Genomic DNA, 17,410 nt, shown 5'->3' on the forward strand with positions numbered 1-17,410 from the left:
GACGTGTGCGGAGAGACCCCGATGTGGCCACCCCCTCCGAGCAGGGCGGACAGCCGCGCCGAGGCCCTGACGCTCCTGCGCGAGACCGACCTGACGTGCGACGCGATCGCGGCCCGTCTCGGCGTCCACCCGAAGACCGTGCACACCTGGAACGCCCGGGCCGGCTGGCCGAGGCCGCGGCAGCACCGGCCGCGGCTCCTGACGGGGCGCTGGCCGGCGGCGCGCCGGGCCGCCCTGATCCGCCTGCTGTGCACGCCGGGCGCCGATCCCGGCGACGTCACCGAGATCCTCGGTCTCGGCCGGCTCGACCCGGCGATGATGCCCACGGCCTTCGGGGCTGACCTGCCGCCGGCGGTCACCGGGCGCGGCGACCCCGCGGCCGACCCGGCGACCCTGCGGGCGCGTCTGCGCGCCCACATCGCCCGGCAGATCGCCGCCTTCGACGCGGCTCTGAGCGGGGTGGGGGCGGGCGCGGGCGACTCCGCCCGAATCCTGCGCGACCTCGGCGGCCTCAAGCGGCTCCTCGACACGGTGGATGCGGAGGGCGCGCGCGGCGCCGCGGGGGAGGGGGGCGATGGCACCGGACGCGATACCGAACCCGGCACCGAACCCGACACCGAACCTGACCTGCCCGCCCTGCGCGCGGAGATCGCGCGACGCGTTGCTGGCTTTGTCGGCGGCCGGGCGGCTGCCTGACTTCCTCGAGACGCTGCCGCCGGACCTCCTCCGGGCGCTCGCGGGCGACTGGCTGCACCAGGCCCGGCCGGACCAGCTGCCGCCGCCCGACGCGGCGCCCTGGACCACCTGGGCGGTGATCGGCGGCCGCGGCAGCGGCAAGACCCGCACCGGGGCCGAGTGGGTCGACGCCCTCGCGCGCGGCGACCCGGCCTTCGCGGGCGCGCCGGTCGGGCGGATCGCCCTGGTGGGCGAGACCCATCTCGACGTGCGCGACGTGATGGTCGAGGGGCCCTCCGGCCTCCTCGGCCTGCCGGCGCGGGGACGGGCCCGGCCCACCTGGTCGCCGAGCCGCCGCCGGGTGGAGTGGAGCAACGGCGCCGTCGCGCTCGCCTTCTCGGCGGAGGAGCCCGACGCGCTGCGCGGCCCGCAATTCGGCGCCGCGTGGTGCGACGAGGCCGCCAAGTGGCGCCGGCCCGAGGCGGCCTTCGACATGCTGCAGTTCGGCCTGCGCCTCGGCGCCCGGCCGCGCAACCTCGTGACGACGACACCCCGGCCGGTGCCGCTGATCCGCCGCCTGCTCGCCGACCCGCGCACGGTGGTGAGCCGTGCCCGGACCCACGACAACGCCGCGCATCTCGCGCCCGACTTCCTCCAGCAGGTGGTCGGGCGCTACGCCGGCACGCGGCTCGGCCGGCAGGAACTCGACGGCGAGCTCATCGCCGACCGGGACGACGGCCTGTGGACGCGCGCGGCCCTGGAGGCCGGCCGCCTCGCCGCGGCGCCCGATCTCGGGCGGATCGTCGTGGCGGTGGATCCCCCCGCCGCCTCGGGCGCGCGCTCGGACGCCTGCGGGATCGTGGCGGCCGGGCGCGCGGGCGGGCACGCCTACGTGCTGGCCGACGCGAGCCTCGCCCGCGCCACCCCGCAGGCCTGGGCGGCCGCGGCGCTGGCGCTCTACCACCGGCTCCGGGCCGACGCCCTCGTGGTCGAGGTCAACCAGGGCGGCGAGATGGCCGCCGCCGTGCTGGGCCAGTGCGACCCCGCCGTGCCGGTGACCCGGGTCCACGCCACGCGGGGCAAGTACCTGCGCGCCGAGCCGGTCTCGCTGCTCTACGCCCGCGGGCTGGTCCACCACGTCGGCGCCTTCCTGGCGCTGGAGGATGAGCTGTGCGATTTCGGCCCGGACGGCTTGTCCGGCGGGACCTCGCCCGACCGTCTCGATGCCCTGGTCTGGGCGCTCACGCACCTGATGCTGGAGCCCCGGGCCGAGCCCCGGATCCGGCGGTTGTGACAGCGGTCGCCGGAAACAATTCGGCGCGCTTCGGGTGAAGCGCGCCGGAGTCGGTTCGTGGTCTCTGGAACGAACTGCATGCTGTATACACAATGTCGTGCGCCAAATCTGTAGCGATCAGGCCACGGCACGCGGTCCTGAGCTGGGAATCCCCACCGTAATTCTCCGTATTGCGCGGCGACGGCGGGCGGATTGAGCGGCGCATCTGTCGGGTTGATCCCCGCCGTCCTTCCCGGGCGCCGCGGCCCGGCTCCGATTCCCGAACCGTCGTCGCTGCCCGACCCCGGCACATCGGCATGCCGGGTTCCTGGGCGTGCCGGGTTCCTGGGCGTGCCGGGCTCCTGGACGCCCGAGCGGTCGCTCAATCGCCGCCGCCACCGCCATCACCACCGCCGCCGTCGCCGCAGCTGCCGCCGTCGCTGCCGTGGCAGCCGCCATCGCCGAAGATCGCGCCGCCGTCGCCGCCGGAGCCCGAATCGTAGCTGAGGGAGCCGGAGCGGCGGGGCCCCCGGGAGCGCGTCGCGGAGGGCATGAGGCAGCGGAGGAAGGGGACGAGCGCGATGACGAAGATCGCGAGTTCGAGGGCCTGCTTTCTGTCCATCGGAACCTCCATCGGTTCGTCGGTCCGGACAGTCTAGCACAGGTCGGCGCCGGGCCGGTCAGGGCGGCGTGGTCAGGCTCCGAAGGGCGGCCCGGACGTCGGCGAGTGTGCCGACCAGGGCGTAGCAGGCGAAATCGTGCGCGCCGGCGGCGGCGTTCGCCAGCCGGAAGCGGCAGCTCAGGCGGTTCGCCCCGGCCTCGGGCGCGACCGCGAAGCCGGGCCGCGGCGCGTCGGGCTCCTGCTCCGGCGGACCCGGGGCCCAGACCGCGAGGGCGTGCGAGCCCTCCGGCGTCGCCAGGATCACCGGGTCCGGCCGCTCCCCCGCTCCGGGGCCGAGGGGCGCGAGCCCGCCGGTCGACGGGTCGAAGCGCCAGGCCGCGGAGAACTCCGCCGGCACCGCGGCGGCGAGGGGTTCGAGACGCAGCGCCGCCGCGGGCTCGGTCAGGTTGAAGCTCGCCTGCACCTCCACGGCGTTGCCGAGGCCCGGCAGGCCGAGGGCGACCCGCTTGCGCAGGAGCGGGGCCGGGGGCGGGGCCGGGATCGCGGGGCTCGCGGAGGCGGTCGGGCAGTCCGCGGGCGGCTCGTCGGCCGGGTCGGCGGGGCCGTCCCAGGCCATGCGGGTCTCGGTCTCGGCCCAGCTCCGGCCGGCGCGCAGGGCGCGGAGCCGCTGGGCCGCGGGCGCGCCGGACCCGTCCTGCGGGGTGCCGGCCTCGCTCGCCCGGCGGCAGGCGGCGCCGGAGCCGATCTCCGCCCGCGCCTGCAGGGCATCGCCGGGCTCGGTGTCGGCGAGGAAGGTGACGCCGTCCCAGGTCAGCGTGTCCACCGCCCCGGCGACCCGCCGGGACAGGCGCAGGCTGATCTCGGACCGGCCGAAGGGGCGCGCCAGGATCAGGGTCCCGTCGGGCTCCGGCCACAGGGGTGCGGGTGCGGGCGCATCCGCGGCCCGGGCCGGCGCGGCCGGGGGCGCGGCCAGTGGCCCGGACAGGGGCCCGGCCAGAGGCCCGGACAGAGGCCCGGCGACGAGCGCTGGGACCAGAGCCGCGACCCGCGCCGCGACGCGGGTCCCCGCCCGGACCCGTCCCCGGACCCGTCCCCCGAACCGCGCCTGGGGCCGCGCCTGGGGCCGTGTGGGGATCCGGGGCTGCATCGCGTGACCATAGCTCAGGAACGGACCGGCATGTCGACCCTCCTCGAACGCCTGGCGCGGGTCGCGCGCCGCGCCGCCGGCGGCCCGGCCCTCGCCACCAAGGCCGCCGCGGCCCCGGCCTTCGCCCTCTACGCCGAGGGACGGGCCAGCTGGACGCCCCGCGATCCGGCGGCGCTTGCCCGGGCCGGCTACCAGGCCAACCCGGTCGTCCACCGGGCAGTGCGGCTCGTCGCCGAGAGCGCCGCCGGCCTGCCGCTGATCGCCACCGGCCCCGGCGCCGAGCGCGCGGGCGACCTGCTCGCCCTGCTGGCGCGGCCGAACCCCCGGGAGAGCGGGCCGCACCTCCTGGAAACGCTCTACGCCGACCTCCTCCTCACCGGCACGGCCTACCTGGAGGCGGTGAGCCTCGACGGGCGGGTCGCCGCGCTCCAGGTCCTGCGTCCCGGACGGATGCGGGTGCTGCCGGGCCCGGACGGCTGGCCGGCGGCCTATCTCTACACCGCGGGCGGGCGCAGCCGCCGGTTCGACCTGCCCGAGCCGGGGATCGCCGTGGCGCCGATCCTGGCGCTGACGCTGTTCCACCCGGAGGACGAGGCCGGCGGGCTCGCCCCGATCGCGGCCGCCGCCGCCGCCCTCGACATCCACAACGCCGCGAGCGCCTGGAACAAGGCGCTGCTCGATAACGCCGCCCGGCCGTCCGGCGCCCTGGTCTTCGCCGGGGCGACGTTGTCCGAGCCGCAATTCGACCGGCTGAAGGCGGAGCTGGAGGCGAACTACCAGGGTTCCGCCAATGCCGGCCGGCCGCTGCTGCTGGAGGGCGGCCTCGACTGGAAGCCGCTCGCGCTCTCGCCGCGCGACATGGATTTCGTGGCGGCCAAGGACGCGGCCGCCCGGGAGATCGCCCTGGCCTTCGGCGTGCCGCCGCTGCTGCTCGGCCTCCCCGGCGACAACACCCACGCCAACTACGCCGAGGCCAACCGCGCCCTCTACCGCCAGACCCTGATCCCCCTCGCGGCCCGCACCGCCCGGGCGCTGGCCGGCTGGCTGGAACCCGCCTTCGGGGCGATCGACCTGGAGCCCGACCTCGACCGGATCGAGGCGCTGGCCGGGGAGCGGGAATCCCTGTGGCGCCGGGTCCAGGCCGCGGACTTCCTGTCGGTGGCGGAGAAGCGGGAGGCCGTGGGCTACCCGCCCGCGATGCCGGGGGCGCCGGGCACACCCTGAGGCGCGGGGCGCGCCCTCACTGTCCCATCCGAGGATCCCCCCATGGACGGCCACTTCTCCGGCTATGCCAGCCTGTTCGGCGTGCCCGATCTCGGCCGCGACGTGGTGGTGCCGGGCGCCTTCGCGGCGAGCCTCGCCCGCCGCGGGGCCGCGGGCGTGCGGCTCCTGTTCCAGCACGATCCGGCCGAGCCGATCGGCCGCTGGCTCGCCCTGCGCGAGGACGGCCGCGGCCTGTTCGCGGAGGGCGCGCTCAACCTCGCGGTGCAGCGCGCCCGCGAGGTCGACGCCCTGATGCGCGGCGGCGGCCTCGACGGGCTCTCGATCGGTTTCCGCACGCTGCGCGCCCGGAAGGGCGCCGGCGGCGAGCGCCGGCTCCAGCAGGTCGATCTCTGGGAGATCTCGCTCGTGACCTTCCCGCTGCAGCCGGGGGCCAGGGCGAGCCCCGCGTCGATCCCGGCTCCGGACCCGGAGGCCGACGCGATCCGCGGCCTCGCCGGCCTGATCGCGCCGCCGGGCGCCCTCGGACCCGCCGCGAGACCTGCCGCTTGGCCGCTGCCGGCCGCGCGGTCCTGACTTCCACCCCCGACGAGGCCCATCATGGACGCCCAGACCCCGATCGCCGATCCCGCCCCGCTGGGCGGCCTGCCGCCGCTGGAGAACAAGGCCGCCCATTCCGACGGCGGCCCGGTCCGCTCCGCCCTGGACGAGCTCGCCGCCGCCTTCGCGGCCTTCAAGGAGACGAACGACGCGCGGATCGACCGGATCGAGGGCCGCCTCGGCGTCGACGTGCTCACCGAGGAGAAGCTCGCCCGGATCGACGCGGCCCTCGACGCCGCCCGCACCCGGCTCGACCGCATCGCCCTGGAGCGGGCCCGGCCGCCCCTCGGGCAGCCGGACGTCCGGGAGACGGGGGCCGCGCACGAGCACAAGGCCGCCTTCGACCTCTACGTCCGGGCGGGCGAGAGCGCCGGGCTCAAGCGCCTGGAGGCCAAGGCGCTCTCGGCCGGCTCCGGGCCCGACGGCGGCTACCTCGTCCCCGACACGATCGAGCGGACCGTGCTCGCGCGCCTCGGGCAGGTCTCGCCGATCCGGTCGATCGCCAGCGTGCAGCCGATCTCGGGCGCCCAGTACAAGCGCGCCGTCTCGGTGGGCGCGCCGGTCACCGGCTGGGCCGCCGAGACCGCGCCGCGCCCCGAGACCGCCGCGCCGGCCCTGTCGGAGATCGCGTTCCCCGCGATGGAGCTCTACGCGATGCCGGCCGCCACCCAGACGCTCCTCGACGATTCCGTGGTCGATCTCGACGCGTGGCTCTCGGCCGAGGTGGAGACCGCCTTCGCCGAGCAGGAGGGCGTCGCCTTCGTTTCCGGCAACGGCGCGAGCCGCCCGCGGGGCTTCCTGAGCTACGACACGGTCGCCAACGCCGCCTGGGTGCCGGGCAAGATCGGCACGGTCGCCACCGGGGCGGCGGGTGCCTTCCCGTCGGCGAGCCCGGGGGACGCGCTGTTCGACCTGATCTACGGGCTGCGGGCGGCCTACCGGCAGAATGCCGGCTTCGTCATGAACCGGCGCACCCAGAGCACGATCCGCAAGTTCAAGGATTCGGAGGGCAACTATCTCTGGCAGCCGCCCCTCGCCGCAGGCCGGTCCGCGACGCTGGTCGGCTTCCCGGTCACCGAGGCCGAGGCGATGCCGGACCTCGCCAAGGACAGCCTGTCGGTGGCCTTCGGCGACTTCCGCCGGGGCTACCTCGTGGTCGACCGGACCGGGATGCGGGTGCTGCGCGACCCGTACTCGGCCAAGCCCTACGTGCTGTTCTACACCACCAAGCGCGTCGGCGGCGGGGTGCAGGATTTCGACGCGCTCAAGCTCCTGAAGTTCTCCTGAGCGCTCGGCGGCGACCCTAGCCGGGGCAGCCCGCGCGGTCGCCGCAGCCCGCGAGCCGCCCGGCCTGCTGCTTGGCCCGCTCGAGATTGGTGCGGGCGGTGACCAGCCGCTCGCTGGCCTCCCGGCGGATCCGCACCGAGGTGCCGGGCTTCGCCTCGCGGACGTCCACGGCCTCCCAGTAGGCCATCGCGGCCTGCAGCTCGGCCTGCGCCTCCTTGAGGGTCGGAACCGGCGGCTGCGGCATCTCGGGCATCTCGGTGAGGCGGCCTTCCAGCACGGCCCGCGCCACGGCGATCTCGAACCGCCGGTCGACGCCGAACTGCGCCATCCGCTCCAGGTTCGGCTCGATCATCTCGAGGAGCGCCAGGGTCGGGACGACCAGCGCGTGCGCGTCCCCGCCCCAGCCCGGATCGCATTTCTCGCCGTTGACCGCCCAGAAGATCCCGCGCGCGGTGGCGATGCGGCCGTTCCGCACCTCGCGGACGCGCAGGAAGAAGAAGCGCTCGCCGTAGATCGGGTCGAGCGAGCGAACACAGGCCAGACTGCCGGGTCTGGCCGCCTGATAATATGTCTCAACATCGATTTCCACTGACGTCTCACAATTTCAAGGGCTGCATGACGCGGATCCGCTCGGGCGGACGCGCGGAAATCATGGAAACGCTGAAACGGTACGCGGACGACTCGGGCGTGGGACGGGATGAAACGAAGCGCTGCGCATGGGCGGCTCGCCTAGGGCCGGTCGGCCGTGCCGGTCGACCCGATGGGGTGAGAGGGGGCCGGGACCCCGGCGCCGTCTCTCGATACCGAGCAGTCCGGGTCCGGTCCCGTCGGCAGACGTCCGTCGCTGCGGGGCCCGCGCACCGCCCGGCGCGGCGCCATCCTGCAGGGCGATCGGATCCGCGTCCGAGCCGGCCCGTGAGGGCTCGACGGCCGAATACCCCTTCGTTTCCGGTAGATCAATACGATCTGTCAGGGAAGTACAGTGTTTCTGATAGAAACATGGTCTGTTAGTACGCTTTCCAGCCGAAACGCTCGTGCTGTTTCTGTTTCCGTCGGACAAACAAGATCATTTTTATGTGGCCGCGTGGCCACCGAATACATCGGCACGGGTGGCCGTTCCGATTTGGGATTGATGGCTGCGGCCATTTGCGGGAACTTATTCGAACAAGAGCTCGAAAGAACCAGAGCTCATCGGCAAGACGAATCAATTCGGCCGAAACAAATAATAGCAGCGCGGCCTGCGTGGCTGAATGCTGTCTCCAATATGGGTCTCGACGTTTTGGGGAAATCGATGAGGATCTTGAAGCACACGCTCCTCTGTTCCGCCGCGGCTCTGTCCGCGGCGAGCGCAGCGCAGGCGGCTGATCTGCCGGTCAAGAAGGCTGTCCCGATCGAGTACGTCCGCGTCTGCGGCGCGTACGGCGCCGGCTTCTTCTACATCCCCGGCACCGACACCTGCCTGCGTCTCTCCGGCCGCGCCCGGTTCGAGGGCGGCTACATGACCAGCTACTCGCGGCAGAACGGCTCGAACGTCGGTGATACGTCGGGCTACCAGGGCCGGATGCGCATCAACCTCGATGCCCGCACCCAGACCGCCTACGGCACCCTGCGCGCCTTCGTGCGCCTCGATGCCGGATCCCGCACCGGCTATTCCGGCGTCGGCCAGTCGGGCACCCAGCAGCGCATCGGCCAGGCCTTCCCGGCTCTCGGCATCGACCAGTTCGGTCGCGCCTCGCAGTTCGTGAACGTCGACAAGGCCTTCATCCAGTTCGCCGGCATGACCGCCGGTCGCGCCTCGTCGTTCTTCGACTTCTACGCCCACGACTTCGAGTTCGCCGGCGCCACGCTCGGCTCCGACATCGCCTCGACCAACCTGCTCGCCTACACGGCCACGCTCGGCAACGGCCTGTCCGCCACGATCTCGGCCGAAGACCCGGTCTTCCGCCGCAGCCCGATCTTCTCGCAGACCAACAACCCGGCCGGCGTGACGAACAACTCCAACATCGTCAATTTCGCTCAGACGAACGCTCCGGCCGAGGTGTTCATCGGCTACACCGGCGGCGTGCCGACCCGGTACAGCTTCGTCGACGTGATCCAGCGCTCGCGCATGCCCGACGTCGTCGGCGCCCTGCGCCTCGACCAGGCCTGGGGTTCGGCGCAGCTGTCGGCGGCCGTCCACGAGCTGAACGTCGGCAACGTGGCCAACGGCGCCGGCACCGGCACCGGCTCGAACATCAGCATCCCCCACACCAGCAACTCGTACGGCTGGGCGGTGCAGGGCGGCCTGAAGATCAACACGCCGTTCATCGCGCCGGGCGACGCCCTCTACCTGCAGGGCGCCTACGGCTCCGGCTCGCAGATGTACACCGGCTACTGCGCCTTCAGCGGCTGCTACTCGCAGAACCCGGCCACCATCCAGGGCCAGAAGTTCGCGCAGTACTTCAACGACGCCACGGTGAACCCTTTCACGGGCCAGATGGAGCAGTCGACCAGCTTCACCGCGACGGCCTCGTACCTCCACTACTGGACGCCGGAGTGGCGCTCGGCCTTCTTCGGGTCGTACGGTGAGATGAACTACAGCAGCGGCGCCCGTCTGGCCCAGGGCGCGGCCTTCGCGCTGTCCAACCCGGCCGGTGCCAACTCCTTCGGCGTGAACGCCGTCGGCGTGCCGGGCACCCGGTTCTACCAGCTCAGCGAGGCGCTGCGCGACACCTACCAGTTCGTGGCGGGCGGCAGCATCATCTGGTCGCCGGTCAAGGACCTCGATATCGGTGTCGAGGGCTTCTACACCCAGATCGGCGTCAAGAACGGCCGCGTGATCGACCGCGACAAGAGCCCGACGGCCTACGCGAACGTCGCCGGCATCAACAACGGCACCTTCGTGCCGCGGACCACGACGGCGGACAGCGTGTCCACCTTCCGCTTCCGCGTCCAGCGCGACTTCTGATCCCCGATCGGGACCGGTTCGCCCTCCAAAGCTTCCCGGTCCTGATGTCCCCGTGCAAAGGGACCCCACTGAGCCCGGCCTCGCGGCCGGGCATTTTCGTATCCCCGATCGCGTCGGGTCGCGCCCCGCCCGAAGGCGGGGCGCCGCGATCCTCAGCGGCCCGCGTTGCCGTCGCGCAGGGTGCCGGTCGGCTCCTGCACGTGCGCCTCGAGGAACCAGAGGTGCTTGTCGACCGCCCGCGAGATCTCGGTAAACAGGTCGGCCGTGTCGGGGTCGCCCGCCTCGTCGGTCTCGTCGATGTTCTGCCGGACCGCGTTGGCGTAGGCGGCGTAGCTGTCGATCAGCGCGGCGATGTGGTCGGCGATGGCGTAGATGCCGGTCGGGTAGGCCGGCAGCTTGGTGCGCTCGGCGACTGCCTGGGTCGAGCCGAAGGCCGTGGCGCCGAGCTGGACCGCGCGCTCGGCGACGCTGTCGTTCAGCTCGTCGAGCTGGGTGCGGAACCCGTCGAGCATCTCGTGGACGCCGATGAACTGCGGCCCCTTGAGGTTCCAGTGGGCCTGCTTGATCGCCAGCGCGAGGTCGATGCCGTCCGCGAGCCGGGCGTTGAGCGCCTCGATCGAGACCTTCTTGGCGTTCGAGTCGGTGTTGTTGCGGGTCTTGTGCGTCCGCGGGGTGTTGCTGGTGCCGGTGTCGGCCATGCTCTCGCTCCGTGAGCCGGGAAGGTTCGGATGCGAAAAGTGCCGATCGGCCCCCGGGTTCCCGCAGGCGCGAAGGATCCGGGGGCGGGCAGCGGCTTTGCCGCGGTCGGGCCGCGGTCGGGCCGCGGTCAGGCCCCTCAGCGGCGGCGGCCCGGGCGGGCCATCCAGTCGGACCGGTTGCCGCGGGGCAGGGCGTCGCCGACCTGGATGCGCGACAGTTCCGCCGTGCGCGCGGCGATCCAGCCGGCATGCTCGGCCACCGGGGTCACGGCGGTGAAGCCGCCGCAGGCGGTCCGGCGCGCGCCCTGCTGCAGGGCGCCGCTCGACCAGCTCACCACGCCGACGATCCGGTAGCCGCCGGGGCCGCCGGTCAGGATCGGGCCACCGGAATCGCCCAGGCAGGCACCGGCGCCCGAGGTCTCGGCCATGCGCCGCCGGTCGGTGACGACGGTGACCCGGTTGGCGACCTGGAGCGAGCCGATCGACACGAGGTGGGCGAGCCGCAGGATCCGCGCCGAGTTCCGCCGGTTCTCGGCCACCACGCCGAAGCCCGCGATGTCCACGGGCTGCCCGTCGGTGATCGAGCCCGCGCCCCGGGGATCGAGGGGCACGTAGTCGTCGCCGAGCGGGCGCTCGAGCTTGAGCAGCGCCAGGTCGACGCCGGGCTGGTCCTCGGGGGTCGTCCCGGGCACGAAGTCGGGGTGCATGGAGGCGGTGATTACCGCGGTCCGGTGCTGGCGGAAGTTCCGGTCGACGCTGATCACCGTGTAGCCGGCCGGCCGCATCACGCAGTGGGCCGCGCTCAGCACCAGGTCCGGGGCGATCAGGGTCCCCGAGCAGATCTCGCCCTCGGTGCTCTCGATCCGCACCACGAAGCTGCGCGCCCCGTTCGGGTCCCGCGTCGTCGTGCCGTTGATCACCGCCGCGGCGGGCGTGGGCAGCAGGCCGCCGAGGGCGCCGAGCAGCGACAGGCCCAGGAACCCGCCCCACAGGCCGCCGCGCAGGCTGCGCTCGCGGGGGCCGGCCTTCCGGATCGGGCGAGGGGACATCGGGAACTCCGGGCGCGCGCGGGCGCGGGTGGGGGACGCCGGAGGCGGCGCCGAGGGAGCCTGGGGCGAGGGGCCCCAGATCGAGTGAGCCTAGAGCAAGGCAATAGCCCGGCCAAGCTGAGGTTCCCTGCGCACGCGGCGCCGCGCCGCTACTGCGCCCAGCGCGCCGTCCGGTCCCAGCCGTCGAGCACGCGGTCGATCCAGCCCCGTTGCGGCCCCACCAGGACGCCCTGGGTGAGGCCGCCGCAGGCGCCCCCGATCCAGGCCGACAGGGCGAGCACCGCCCCGTCCGGTCCCGCGATCGGGCCGCCGGAATCGCCCTGGCAGGCGCCGCCGCCCGCGCCTTTCAGCCAGACCAGGATGCGGCTCGGCCCGTAGGGCTCGATCACCGGCAGGCCGAGGCTGCGGTAGGTGCCGGTGGAGCGCGGGTCGCCGGGCTTGGCCGCGCCGTAGCCCGACAGGGTCAGGGTCTCGCCCGCCCGCGCCGGGGCGGCGCTCAGGGTCACGGGCGCGAAGCGCGGCGGCAGCGGCGTCTCGGTGCGCAGCAGCGCGAGATCGACGGAGCGCCGCCGGGAAGCGGCCGCGCCGGCGTCGTAGCCCGGATGGACCGCCTGGGCGGTGACGTCGACGAGCACCGGCGCTCCGGCGGCGTCGCGGAAATGGACGCGGTGCTCCTTGGCGCCGGCGAGGCAGTGGCCGGCGGTCAGCACCGTGTCGGGGGCGAGCACCACGCCGGTGCAGACACCGCCCTTCGACGACAGGACCATCACGGCCCCGCCGGCCGGCGCCTCGGTGCCGCCGACCACCGCCCGCGCCGGGACGGCCGCGAGCGCCGGGATCGCCATCAGGATCGCGGTGACGGTCGCTACCCGCGCGGCGCGGGCCGCCGGGCGGCGCTTCGAGATCGGCATCGGACCACCTGCAGAGAGACGCGCGATGATCCCGTTACGCATCGCCGCCGCCGCCGTCGAGCCGGTGGGCGTGCCCGACCTGCGCGCCTACCTGCGCGTCGACTCCGACGCGGGCGCCGACGAGGACGGCCTGCTCCAGGCCCTGATCGCGGCGGCCCGCGCGAGCCTGGAGATCGAGACCCGGCGGATCCTGGTTCCGGGCCGGTACCGGATCGCCCTGACGGCCTGGCCGCCGGACGGGCAGGTGCCGCTGCCCCTGAGCCCGCTGGTCGCGATCCTCCGCGCCGGCCTCGCGGACCCGTCCGGAGGCGTCACCGACCTCGACGCCGGGCTGGTGCGCCTCGGCCCCGACCCGGACGGGGCACCGTCCCTGCAGGTGGATCCGGCCGCGCCGGATCCCGCCGGCCGCACCATCCTGATCGAGGTCGCGGCCGGGTACGGCGGCGACGGTCCGCCGCTCCCCGAGCCCCTGCGCCTCGCGATCCTGCGCCTCGCCGCCGCCCGCTACGAGCGTCGCGGCGACGAGCCCGACGCCGCCCGCACCGACGCCGCCGCGCTCGGCGCGCCGTTCCGGCGCCTGCGGCTGTGATCCTCGCACCCGGAGCTGCCCCGATGGCGACCTCGTTCCAACGCCCGCCCCTCGGCGCGCGGCGGCGCCGCTTCGTGCTCGAGCGGCCGCTGGAGGAGCCCGACGGGTTCGGAGGCGTGCTGCGCCGTTACGTGGCCGGCCCGGTCCTGTGGGGCGCGATCGCCCCGGCGGGACTCGCCGACCGAACGGCCGGCGGCCGCACCGACACGCGGCCCGCCTACCGCGTCACCCTGCGGGGCCGGGCCGCGCTCGACCCGACCATGCGGCTCGCCGCCGGGCCGCGCCGCTTCGCGATCCGCGCCGTCGCCGAGCCCGACGCGCGGGGCCGCGACCTGATCTGCCACGTCGAGGAACTGCCCGGGGAGGGCCGGTCGTGAGCGATCCCGGCCCGCTCCTGGCGCTCCGCGCCGGCCTGATCGCCCGCTTCGCCGCCGACGCCGCCCTGGCCGCGCTGCTGGGCGGCCGCGTCCGGCTCTACGACGAGCCGCCGCGGGGCACGCTCCCGGTCTACGCGCTGTTCGGCGACGCCGAGATCGCGGACGAGTCCGTCGACGGCGCCGAGCGCCACCGGCACAGCCACGCGATCGCGGTGATCGCCCAGGCGGGCTCGGTGCGCACCGCCCTCGACGCCGCTTCGCGCATGGCGGCGCTCCTCCGGGACGCCCCAACGCCCCTCGTCCTGCCGCTGGCCGGCTGCCGGCTCGTGACCCTCCGGGTGCGGGCCGTCCGCGCCCGGCGCGACGCCCGGACCGGCGAGGCCAGGGCGACCCTGACGGTCGAGGCCGTCACCGAGAACCTGTGAGGAGGGTGCCGATGGGCGCGCAGAAGGGCAAGGACCTGCTGATCCGGGCCGGCGACGGCGCGGGCGGCTTCGCGGCGGTGGCGGGCCTGCGCAGCCGCCAGATCACCCTCAACGCCGAGACCGTCGACGTCACCAACGCCGATTCCGCCGGGCGCTGGCGCGAGCTGCTCGCCGGGGCCGGGGTGCGGCGGGCCGCGATCGCCGGCTCGGGCGTGTTCCGCGACCAGGCCTCGGACGCGCGCCTGCGCCTGCTGTTCTTCGAGGGCGCGGTCGAGGTGTTCCAGATCGTGATTCCGGCCTTCGGGATCCTGGAGGGGCCGTTCCAGATCGCGAGCCTGGAGTACCGGGGCGACCATGCCGGTGAGGTCACCTTCGACATGAGCCTCGAATCCGGCGGCGCGCTCGCCTTCGCCGCGGTCTGAGCGCCGTGGCCAACCGGATCCGCGGCGAGGTGCCGCTCACCCTCGGCGGGCGGCGCTACACGCTCTGCCTCACCCTCGGCGCGCTCGCCGAGCTGGAGACCGCGCTCCAGGCCGGCGACCTCGCGGGCCTCGCCGCGCGCTTCGCCGACGGGCGCGTCTCGGCCCGCGACCTGATCGCCCTCCTGGGCGTCGCCCTGCGGGGCGGCGGCCACGACCTCGACGACGCCACGGTGGCGCGGCTGCCGCTGGCGGGCGGGCTCGACGCCGTCTCGGCCGCCCTGGGCGAGGTCCTGGCGGCGGCCTTCGGGGAAGCGCCGGGCGGGGAAGCGCCGGGCGGGGAGGCGCCGGGCGCGGAGGCGCCGGGCCCGGCAAACCCTCCCTAGGGCCGGACGCGGACAAGCCGCCGCGTCCGGCCCCGGGCCGCTTCCCCTGGGACGACGCCCTCTCCCTCGGCCTCGGCGCGCTGGGCTGGCGGCCCCGCGATTTCTGGTCGGCGACCCCGCGGGAGTTCGCGGCGGCGCTCGGCCGGCGCGCCGGCCCGGAGCCCCTGTCCCGCGCCGCCTTCGCGCGGCTCCTCGCCGCCCATCCCGACCCACCGTGAGGCACCGCCATGGCCGAGACCGACCCGCAGGGGGACCCGCTGTCCGACGACCGGATCCGGCAGCTCGAGACCCTGGACCGGCTGGCGCAGAGCTTCGGCCGCAGCCTCGACACCGCCCTGACCCGCGGGGCCGCGTCCGGCCGCAGCCTCGACGGCGTGCTCGGCACCATCGGGGCGCGCCTCGCCGGCGTGGCGGCGCGGGCGGCGGCCGGGCCGATCCAGTCGGGCCTCACGGGCCTCATCGGCGCGATGCTGGGCTCCGGCGCGGAGACGGGCTTCGCCCGCGGGGGCGTGTTCCGGGGCGGCCGCGTCCAGCCCTTCGCCGCCGGCGGCGTCGTGGCCGCGCCGACCTACTTCCCCATGGCGGGCGGCGCCGGCCTGATGGGCGAGGCCGGCCCGGAGGCGATCCTCCCCCTCGGCCGCGGGCCGGACGGTCGCCTCGGCGTGGCCGCGGGCGGCGCCGCGGCGCGGCCGGTCTCCGTGACGGTCAACATCGCGACCCCCGATCCGGGCGCCTTCCGCCGCTCGGAGGCGCAGGTGACCGCGAGCCTCGCCCGGGCGGTGGCGCGCGGCCAGCGGGCGACCTGAGGCGCGCGCGGCCACAGCTCATGCCGCCCTGCGCGCCTCCGTCTCCCGCGCCCGGCTGGTGCGGCCGTCGACGCTCACCGGCGCGACGCCCTGGATCGTCACGCGGCGGACCACGCGGGGCGCCTCGCCGTAATCGTCCACCGCCCGGTGGACCGTGGCGCGGTTGTCCCAGATCGCCACGTCGCCCGTCCGCCACGACCAGCGCACGGTGTTCTCGGGCCGGGTCGCGTGGTCGTGGAAGATCGCCAGCAGGTGCTGCGAATCCGCGGTGGTCAGGCCCAGGATCCGCTGGATGAAGTGGCCGACGATCAGCGAGCGCTCCCCGGTCTCCGGGTGGACGTGGACCAGCGGGTGCTCGGTCTCGAACACGGTCCTGGTGAACACCTCGTCGTAGCGCCGCCGCCCGGCCTCCGACACGTTCACCCGGCCGCCGACATAGTCGTAGACGTTCGAGTGCAGCGCCCAGAGCTTGTCGGCGAGGTCGCGCAGGGGCTCGGGCAGGTCCGCGTAGGCCGCCGCCGTGTTGGCCCAGAGCGTGTCGCCGCCGTGGGGCGGCAGCGTCACGGCCCGCAGGATCGAGAGCGCCGGGTAGGCCGGCACGAAGGTCACGTCGGTGTGCCAGGAACTCGCCCGCTCGCCCCGGCTGCCGTCGATGTCGAGGATTCCCGCCGTGCCGGCGAGGGAGGGCACGGTCGGATGCGGGACGAGGTCGCCGAGGCGCCGGCCGAACGCCTCCTGCCCGGCCTCGTCGAGGTCCTGGTCGCGGAAGAACACCACCTTGTGGGTGTTCAGCGCCTGCCGGATCGCCGCGACCGTCCCGTCGTCCAAGTCTCCCGAGAGGGCGACGCCGCGGATCTCCGCGCCGATGCGGCCGGCGACGCGGCGGATGTCGAGGGCGGGGGCGGATGCGTGCAGGGGCTGGGGGATGGCGCTCATCGGAAGGTTTCCCTGGCAGAACGGCGCCGCGTCGTGCGGATCGCGCGGTGAACCGAGATGTGCGGATTGAGAGGACTTCGGAGAACATCCGCTTCGGTGCGGCGATCTTCGATCAACTGCCGTCCCGTGTCGATGAACGGCGCTTTTGATTTTCCGGACCCTCCCGGAAGACTTTTTTCAGCTGCTCCGATCCGGCAGCGATACCGTTCCCCGGGCGCCGCGCGGGATCTGCGGCCCGGCCTCCGTCCTCGCGGGCGGAGCGAAGCGATCCCGGAGCGCCACGGTCACGGATGTCGCGCTGCCCTGGGTCGCGTCGCTGCGCTCGCGATGACGGTGACGCCCCGGAAGACCGGCGCGGCCCAGTCGCCACCCGAACCGGAGAGGCCCGTCATGGCCGACGACTTCCACGAGGTGCTGTTCCCACTCGACGTCTCGCTGCGCGCCGGCGGCGGCCCGCAGCGGCTCACCGAGATCGTGACCCTGGCCTCGGGCCGGGAGCACCGGAACGGCCGCTGGGCCGATTCCCGCCGCCGCTACGAGGCCGGCTTCGGGATGCGCGGCCTCGACGCCCTGCACGCCGTGCTGGCCTTCTTCGAGGAGCGGCGCGGGCGGCTCTACGGATTCCGGTTCCGCGACCGGGTCGACGACCGCTCCGGGCCGCCCGGCCGGCCGACGGGTCCCTTCGACCAGCCGCTCGGCACCGGCGACGGCGCCACCGCGTCCTTCCCGCTGGTCAAGACCTACGGGTCCGGCTTCGCGCCCTACAGGCGCCGGATCGCCAAGCCGGTGGCGGGCAGCGTCCGGGTCGCGGTGGCGGGCCGGGAGGTCGAGTCCGGCGCCTTCGCGTGCGACCCGACGACCGGCCTCGTCACCTTCGCGGCGGGCCGCGCCCCGCCGCCCGGCGCCGACGTGACGGCGGGCTTCGCCTTCGACGTGCCGGTCCGGTTCGACACCGACGCGCTGACCATCGACCTCGCCGCCTTCACGGCCGGGGAGATCCCGAAGGTGCCGCTCGTCGAGATCGTGCCCTGAGGAGGCGTGA

General features: G+C 74.8%; 19 protein-coding genes and 2 pseudogenes. 14 read left to right on the top strand and 7 right to left on the bottom strand.

Annotation, left to right across the window (positions count from 1 at the left end):
- Positions 1-21 precede the first annotated feature (21 nt).
- A complete protein-coding gene (locus tag BM419_RS11060) occupies positions 22-696 on the top strand; it encodes a helix-turn-helix domain-containing protein (protein WP_091926452.1) in 675 nt (224 codons plus the stop codon).
- Complete coding sequence (locus BM419_RS11065; protein WP_091926453.1) at positions 671-1,969, top strand: DNA-packaging protein; 1,299 nt, start codon at positions 671-673, stop codon at positions 1,967-1,969. Before BM419_RS11060 ends, BM419_RS11065 begins: the two co-directional genes overlap by 26 nt.
- A 361-nt stretch (positions 1,970-2,330) precedes the next feature.
- Here BM419_RS11065 and BM419_RS11070 read toward each other — a convergent pair whose 3' ends face one another.
- Positions 2,331-2,570 (bottom strand): hypothetical protein, encoded by a 240-nt coding sequence (locus BM419_RS11070; protein ID WP_244540751.1) that lies wholly within the window; start codon positions 2,568-2,570, stop codon positions 2,331-2,333.
- Between the two features lie 58 nt (positions 2,571-2,628).
- Positions 2,629-3,717: a hypothetical protein gene (locus tag BM419_RS11075; RefSeq protein ID WP_091926455.1), complete on the bottom strand. Its 1,089-nt coding sequence runs from the start codon at positions 3,715-3,717 to the stop codon at positions 2,629-2,631.
- A 30-nt stretch (positions 3,718-3,747) separates the two neighbouring features.
- On the opposite strand from BM419_RS11075, the gene BM419_RS11080 reads away from it, so the two are divergent.
- The 3 genes and pseudogenes from BM419_RS11080 (at position 3,748) to BM419_RS11090 (ending at position 6,825) form a co-directional block, all read left to right on the top strand.
- The gene (locus BM419_RS11080) at positions 3,748-4,941 is read left to right on the top strand and encodes a phage portal protein (protein ID WP_091926456.1); all 1,194 of its coding nucleotides are present in this window, start codon (positions 3,748-3,750) and stop codon (positions 4,939-4,941) included.
- A gap of 15 nt (positions 4,942-4,956) precedes the next feature.
- Positions 4,957-5,514, top strand: a pseudogene (locus tag BM419_RS11085) (HK97 family phage prohead protease); the annotation flags it as partial.
- A 24-nt stretch (positions 5,515-5,538) separates the two neighbouring features.
- A complete protein-coding gene (locus BM419_RS11090) occupies positions 5,539-6,825 on the top strand; it encodes a phage major capsid protein (protein WP_091926458.1) in 1,287 nt (428 codons plus the stop codon).
- A gap of 16 nt (positions 6,826-6,841) precedes the next feature.
- Here the strand turns inward: BM419_RS11090 and BM419_RS11095 are convergent, their stop codons facing one another.
- On the bottom strand, positions 6,842-7,414 hold the full coding sequence (locus BM419_RS11095; protein ID WP_091926459.1) for a hypothetical protein: 573 nt from the start codon (positions 7,412-7,414) through the stop codon (positions 6,842-6,844).
- Between the two features lie 702 nt (positions 7,415-8,116).
- Here BM419_RS11095 and BM419_RS11100 point away from each other — a divergent pair.
- Positions 8,117-9,772 (top strand): porin, encoded by a 1,656-nt coding sequence (locus BM419_RS11100; protein ID WP_091926460.1) that lies wholly within the window; start codon positions 8,117-8,119, stop codon positions 9,770-9,772.
- A 152-nt stretch (positions 9,773-9,924) separates the two neighbouring features.
- Here the strand turns inward: BM419_RS11100 and dps are convergent, their stop codons facing one another.
- The 3 genes from dps to BM419_RS11115 form a co-directional block, all read right to left on the bottom strand.
- Positions 9,925-10,470 carry a DNA starvation/stationary phase protection protein Dps gene (dps, locus tag BM419_RS11105; protein ID WP_012321876.1) on the bottom strand — a complete coding sequence of 182 codons (546 nt, stop codon included), beginning with the start codon at positions 10,468-10,470 and terminating at the stop codon, positions 9,925-9,927.
- 137 nt (positions 10,471-10,607) lie between these two features.
- Complete coding sequence (locus tag BM419_RS11110) at positions 10,608-11,519, bottom strand: S1 family peptidase (protein WP_091676180.1); 912 nt, start codon at positions 11,517-11,519, stop codon at positions 10,608-10,610.
- A gap of 149 nt (positions 11,520-11,668) precedes the next feature.
- Positions 11,669-12,430 (bottom strand): S1 family peptidase, encoded by a 762-nt coding sequence (locus BM419_RS11115; RefSeq protein ID WP_091926461.1) that lies wholly within the window; start codon positions 12,428-12,430, stop codon positions 11,669-11,671.
- Between the two features lie 25 nt (positions 12,431-12,455).
- Between BM419_RS11115 and BM419_RS11120 the strand changes: the two genes are divergently transcribed.
- From BM419_RS11120 to BM419_RS11150, 7 genes and pseudogenes are all read left to right on the top strand, one after another.
- Positions 12,456-13,019, top strand: a complete 564-nt coding sequence (locus BM419_RS11120; RefSeq protein WP_020090920.1) for a head-tail connector protein — start codon at positions 12,456-12,458, stop codon at positions 13,017-13,019.
- Positions 13,020-13,042: 23 nt separating this feature from the next.
- A complete protein-coding gene (locus BM419_RS11125) occupies positions 13,043-13,396 on the top strand; it encodes a head-tail adaptor protein (protein WP_091926462.1) in 354 nt (117 codons plus the stop codon).
- The gene (locus tag BM419_RS11130; RefSeq protein WP_020090918.1) at positions 13,393-13,821 is read left to right on the top strand and encodes a tail completion protein gp17; all 429 of its coding nucleotides are present in this window, start codon (positions 13,393-13,395) and stop codon (positions 13,819-13,821) included. Before BM419_RS11125 ends, BM419_RS11130 begins: the two co-directional genes overlap by 4 nt.
- Before the next feature lie 11 nt (positions 13,822-13,832).
- Entirely contained in the window at positions 13,833-14,243 is a 411-nt protein-coding gene (locus tag BM419_RS11135) for a phage major tail protein, TP901-1 family (protein WP_056527565.1), read from the top strand.
- Positions 14,244-14,248: 5 nt separating this feature from the next.
- Positions 14,249-14,626 carry a gene transfer agent family protein gene (locus BM419_RS11140; RefSeq protein WP_091926463.1) on the top strand — a complete coding sequence of 126 codons (378 nt, stop codon included), beginning with the start codon at positions 14,249-14,251 and terminating at the stop codon, positions 14,624-14,626.
- Positions 14,627-14,667: 41 nt separating this feature from the next.
- A pseudogene (locus BM419_RS11145) lies at positions 14,668-14,844 on the top strand (phage tail assembly chaperone); the annotation flags it as partial.
- Between the two features lie 9 nt (positions 14,845-14,853).
- Positions 14,854-15,432 (top strand): phage tail tape measure protein, encoded by a 579-nt coding sequence (locus BM419_RS11150; RefSeq protein ID WP_091926464.1) that lies wholly within the window; start codon positions 14,854-14,856, stop codon positions 15,430-15,432.
- A gap of 18 nt (positions 15,433-15,450) precedes the next feature.
- Here the strand turns inward: BM419_RS11150 and BM419_RS11155 are convergent, their stop codons facing one another.
- Positions 15,451-16,368: a TauD/TfdA dioxygenase family protein gene (locus BM419_RS11155; protein ID WP_091926465.1), complete on the bottom strand. Its 918-nt coding sequence runs from the start codon at positions 16,366-16,368 to the stop codon at positions 15,451-15,453.
- A gap of 390 nt (positions 16,369-16,758) precedes the next feature.
- Between BM419_RS11155 and BM419_RS11160 the strand changes: the two genes are divergently transcribed.
- Positions 16,759-17,400, top strand: coding sequence for a DUF2460 domain-containing protein (locus BM419_RS11160; RefSeq protein WP_091926466.1), 642 nt, complete (start codon positions 16,759-16,761; stop codon positions 17,398-17,400).
- The last annotated feature ends 10 nt before the right edge of the window (positions 17,401-17,410 follow it).

The organism is Methylobacterium sp. yr668 (genome assembly GCF_900116245.1).
In the GTDB taxonomy this organism is placed as follows: domain Bacteria; phylum Pseudomonadota; class Alphaproteobacteria; order Rhizobiales; family Beijerinckiaceae; genus Methylobacterium.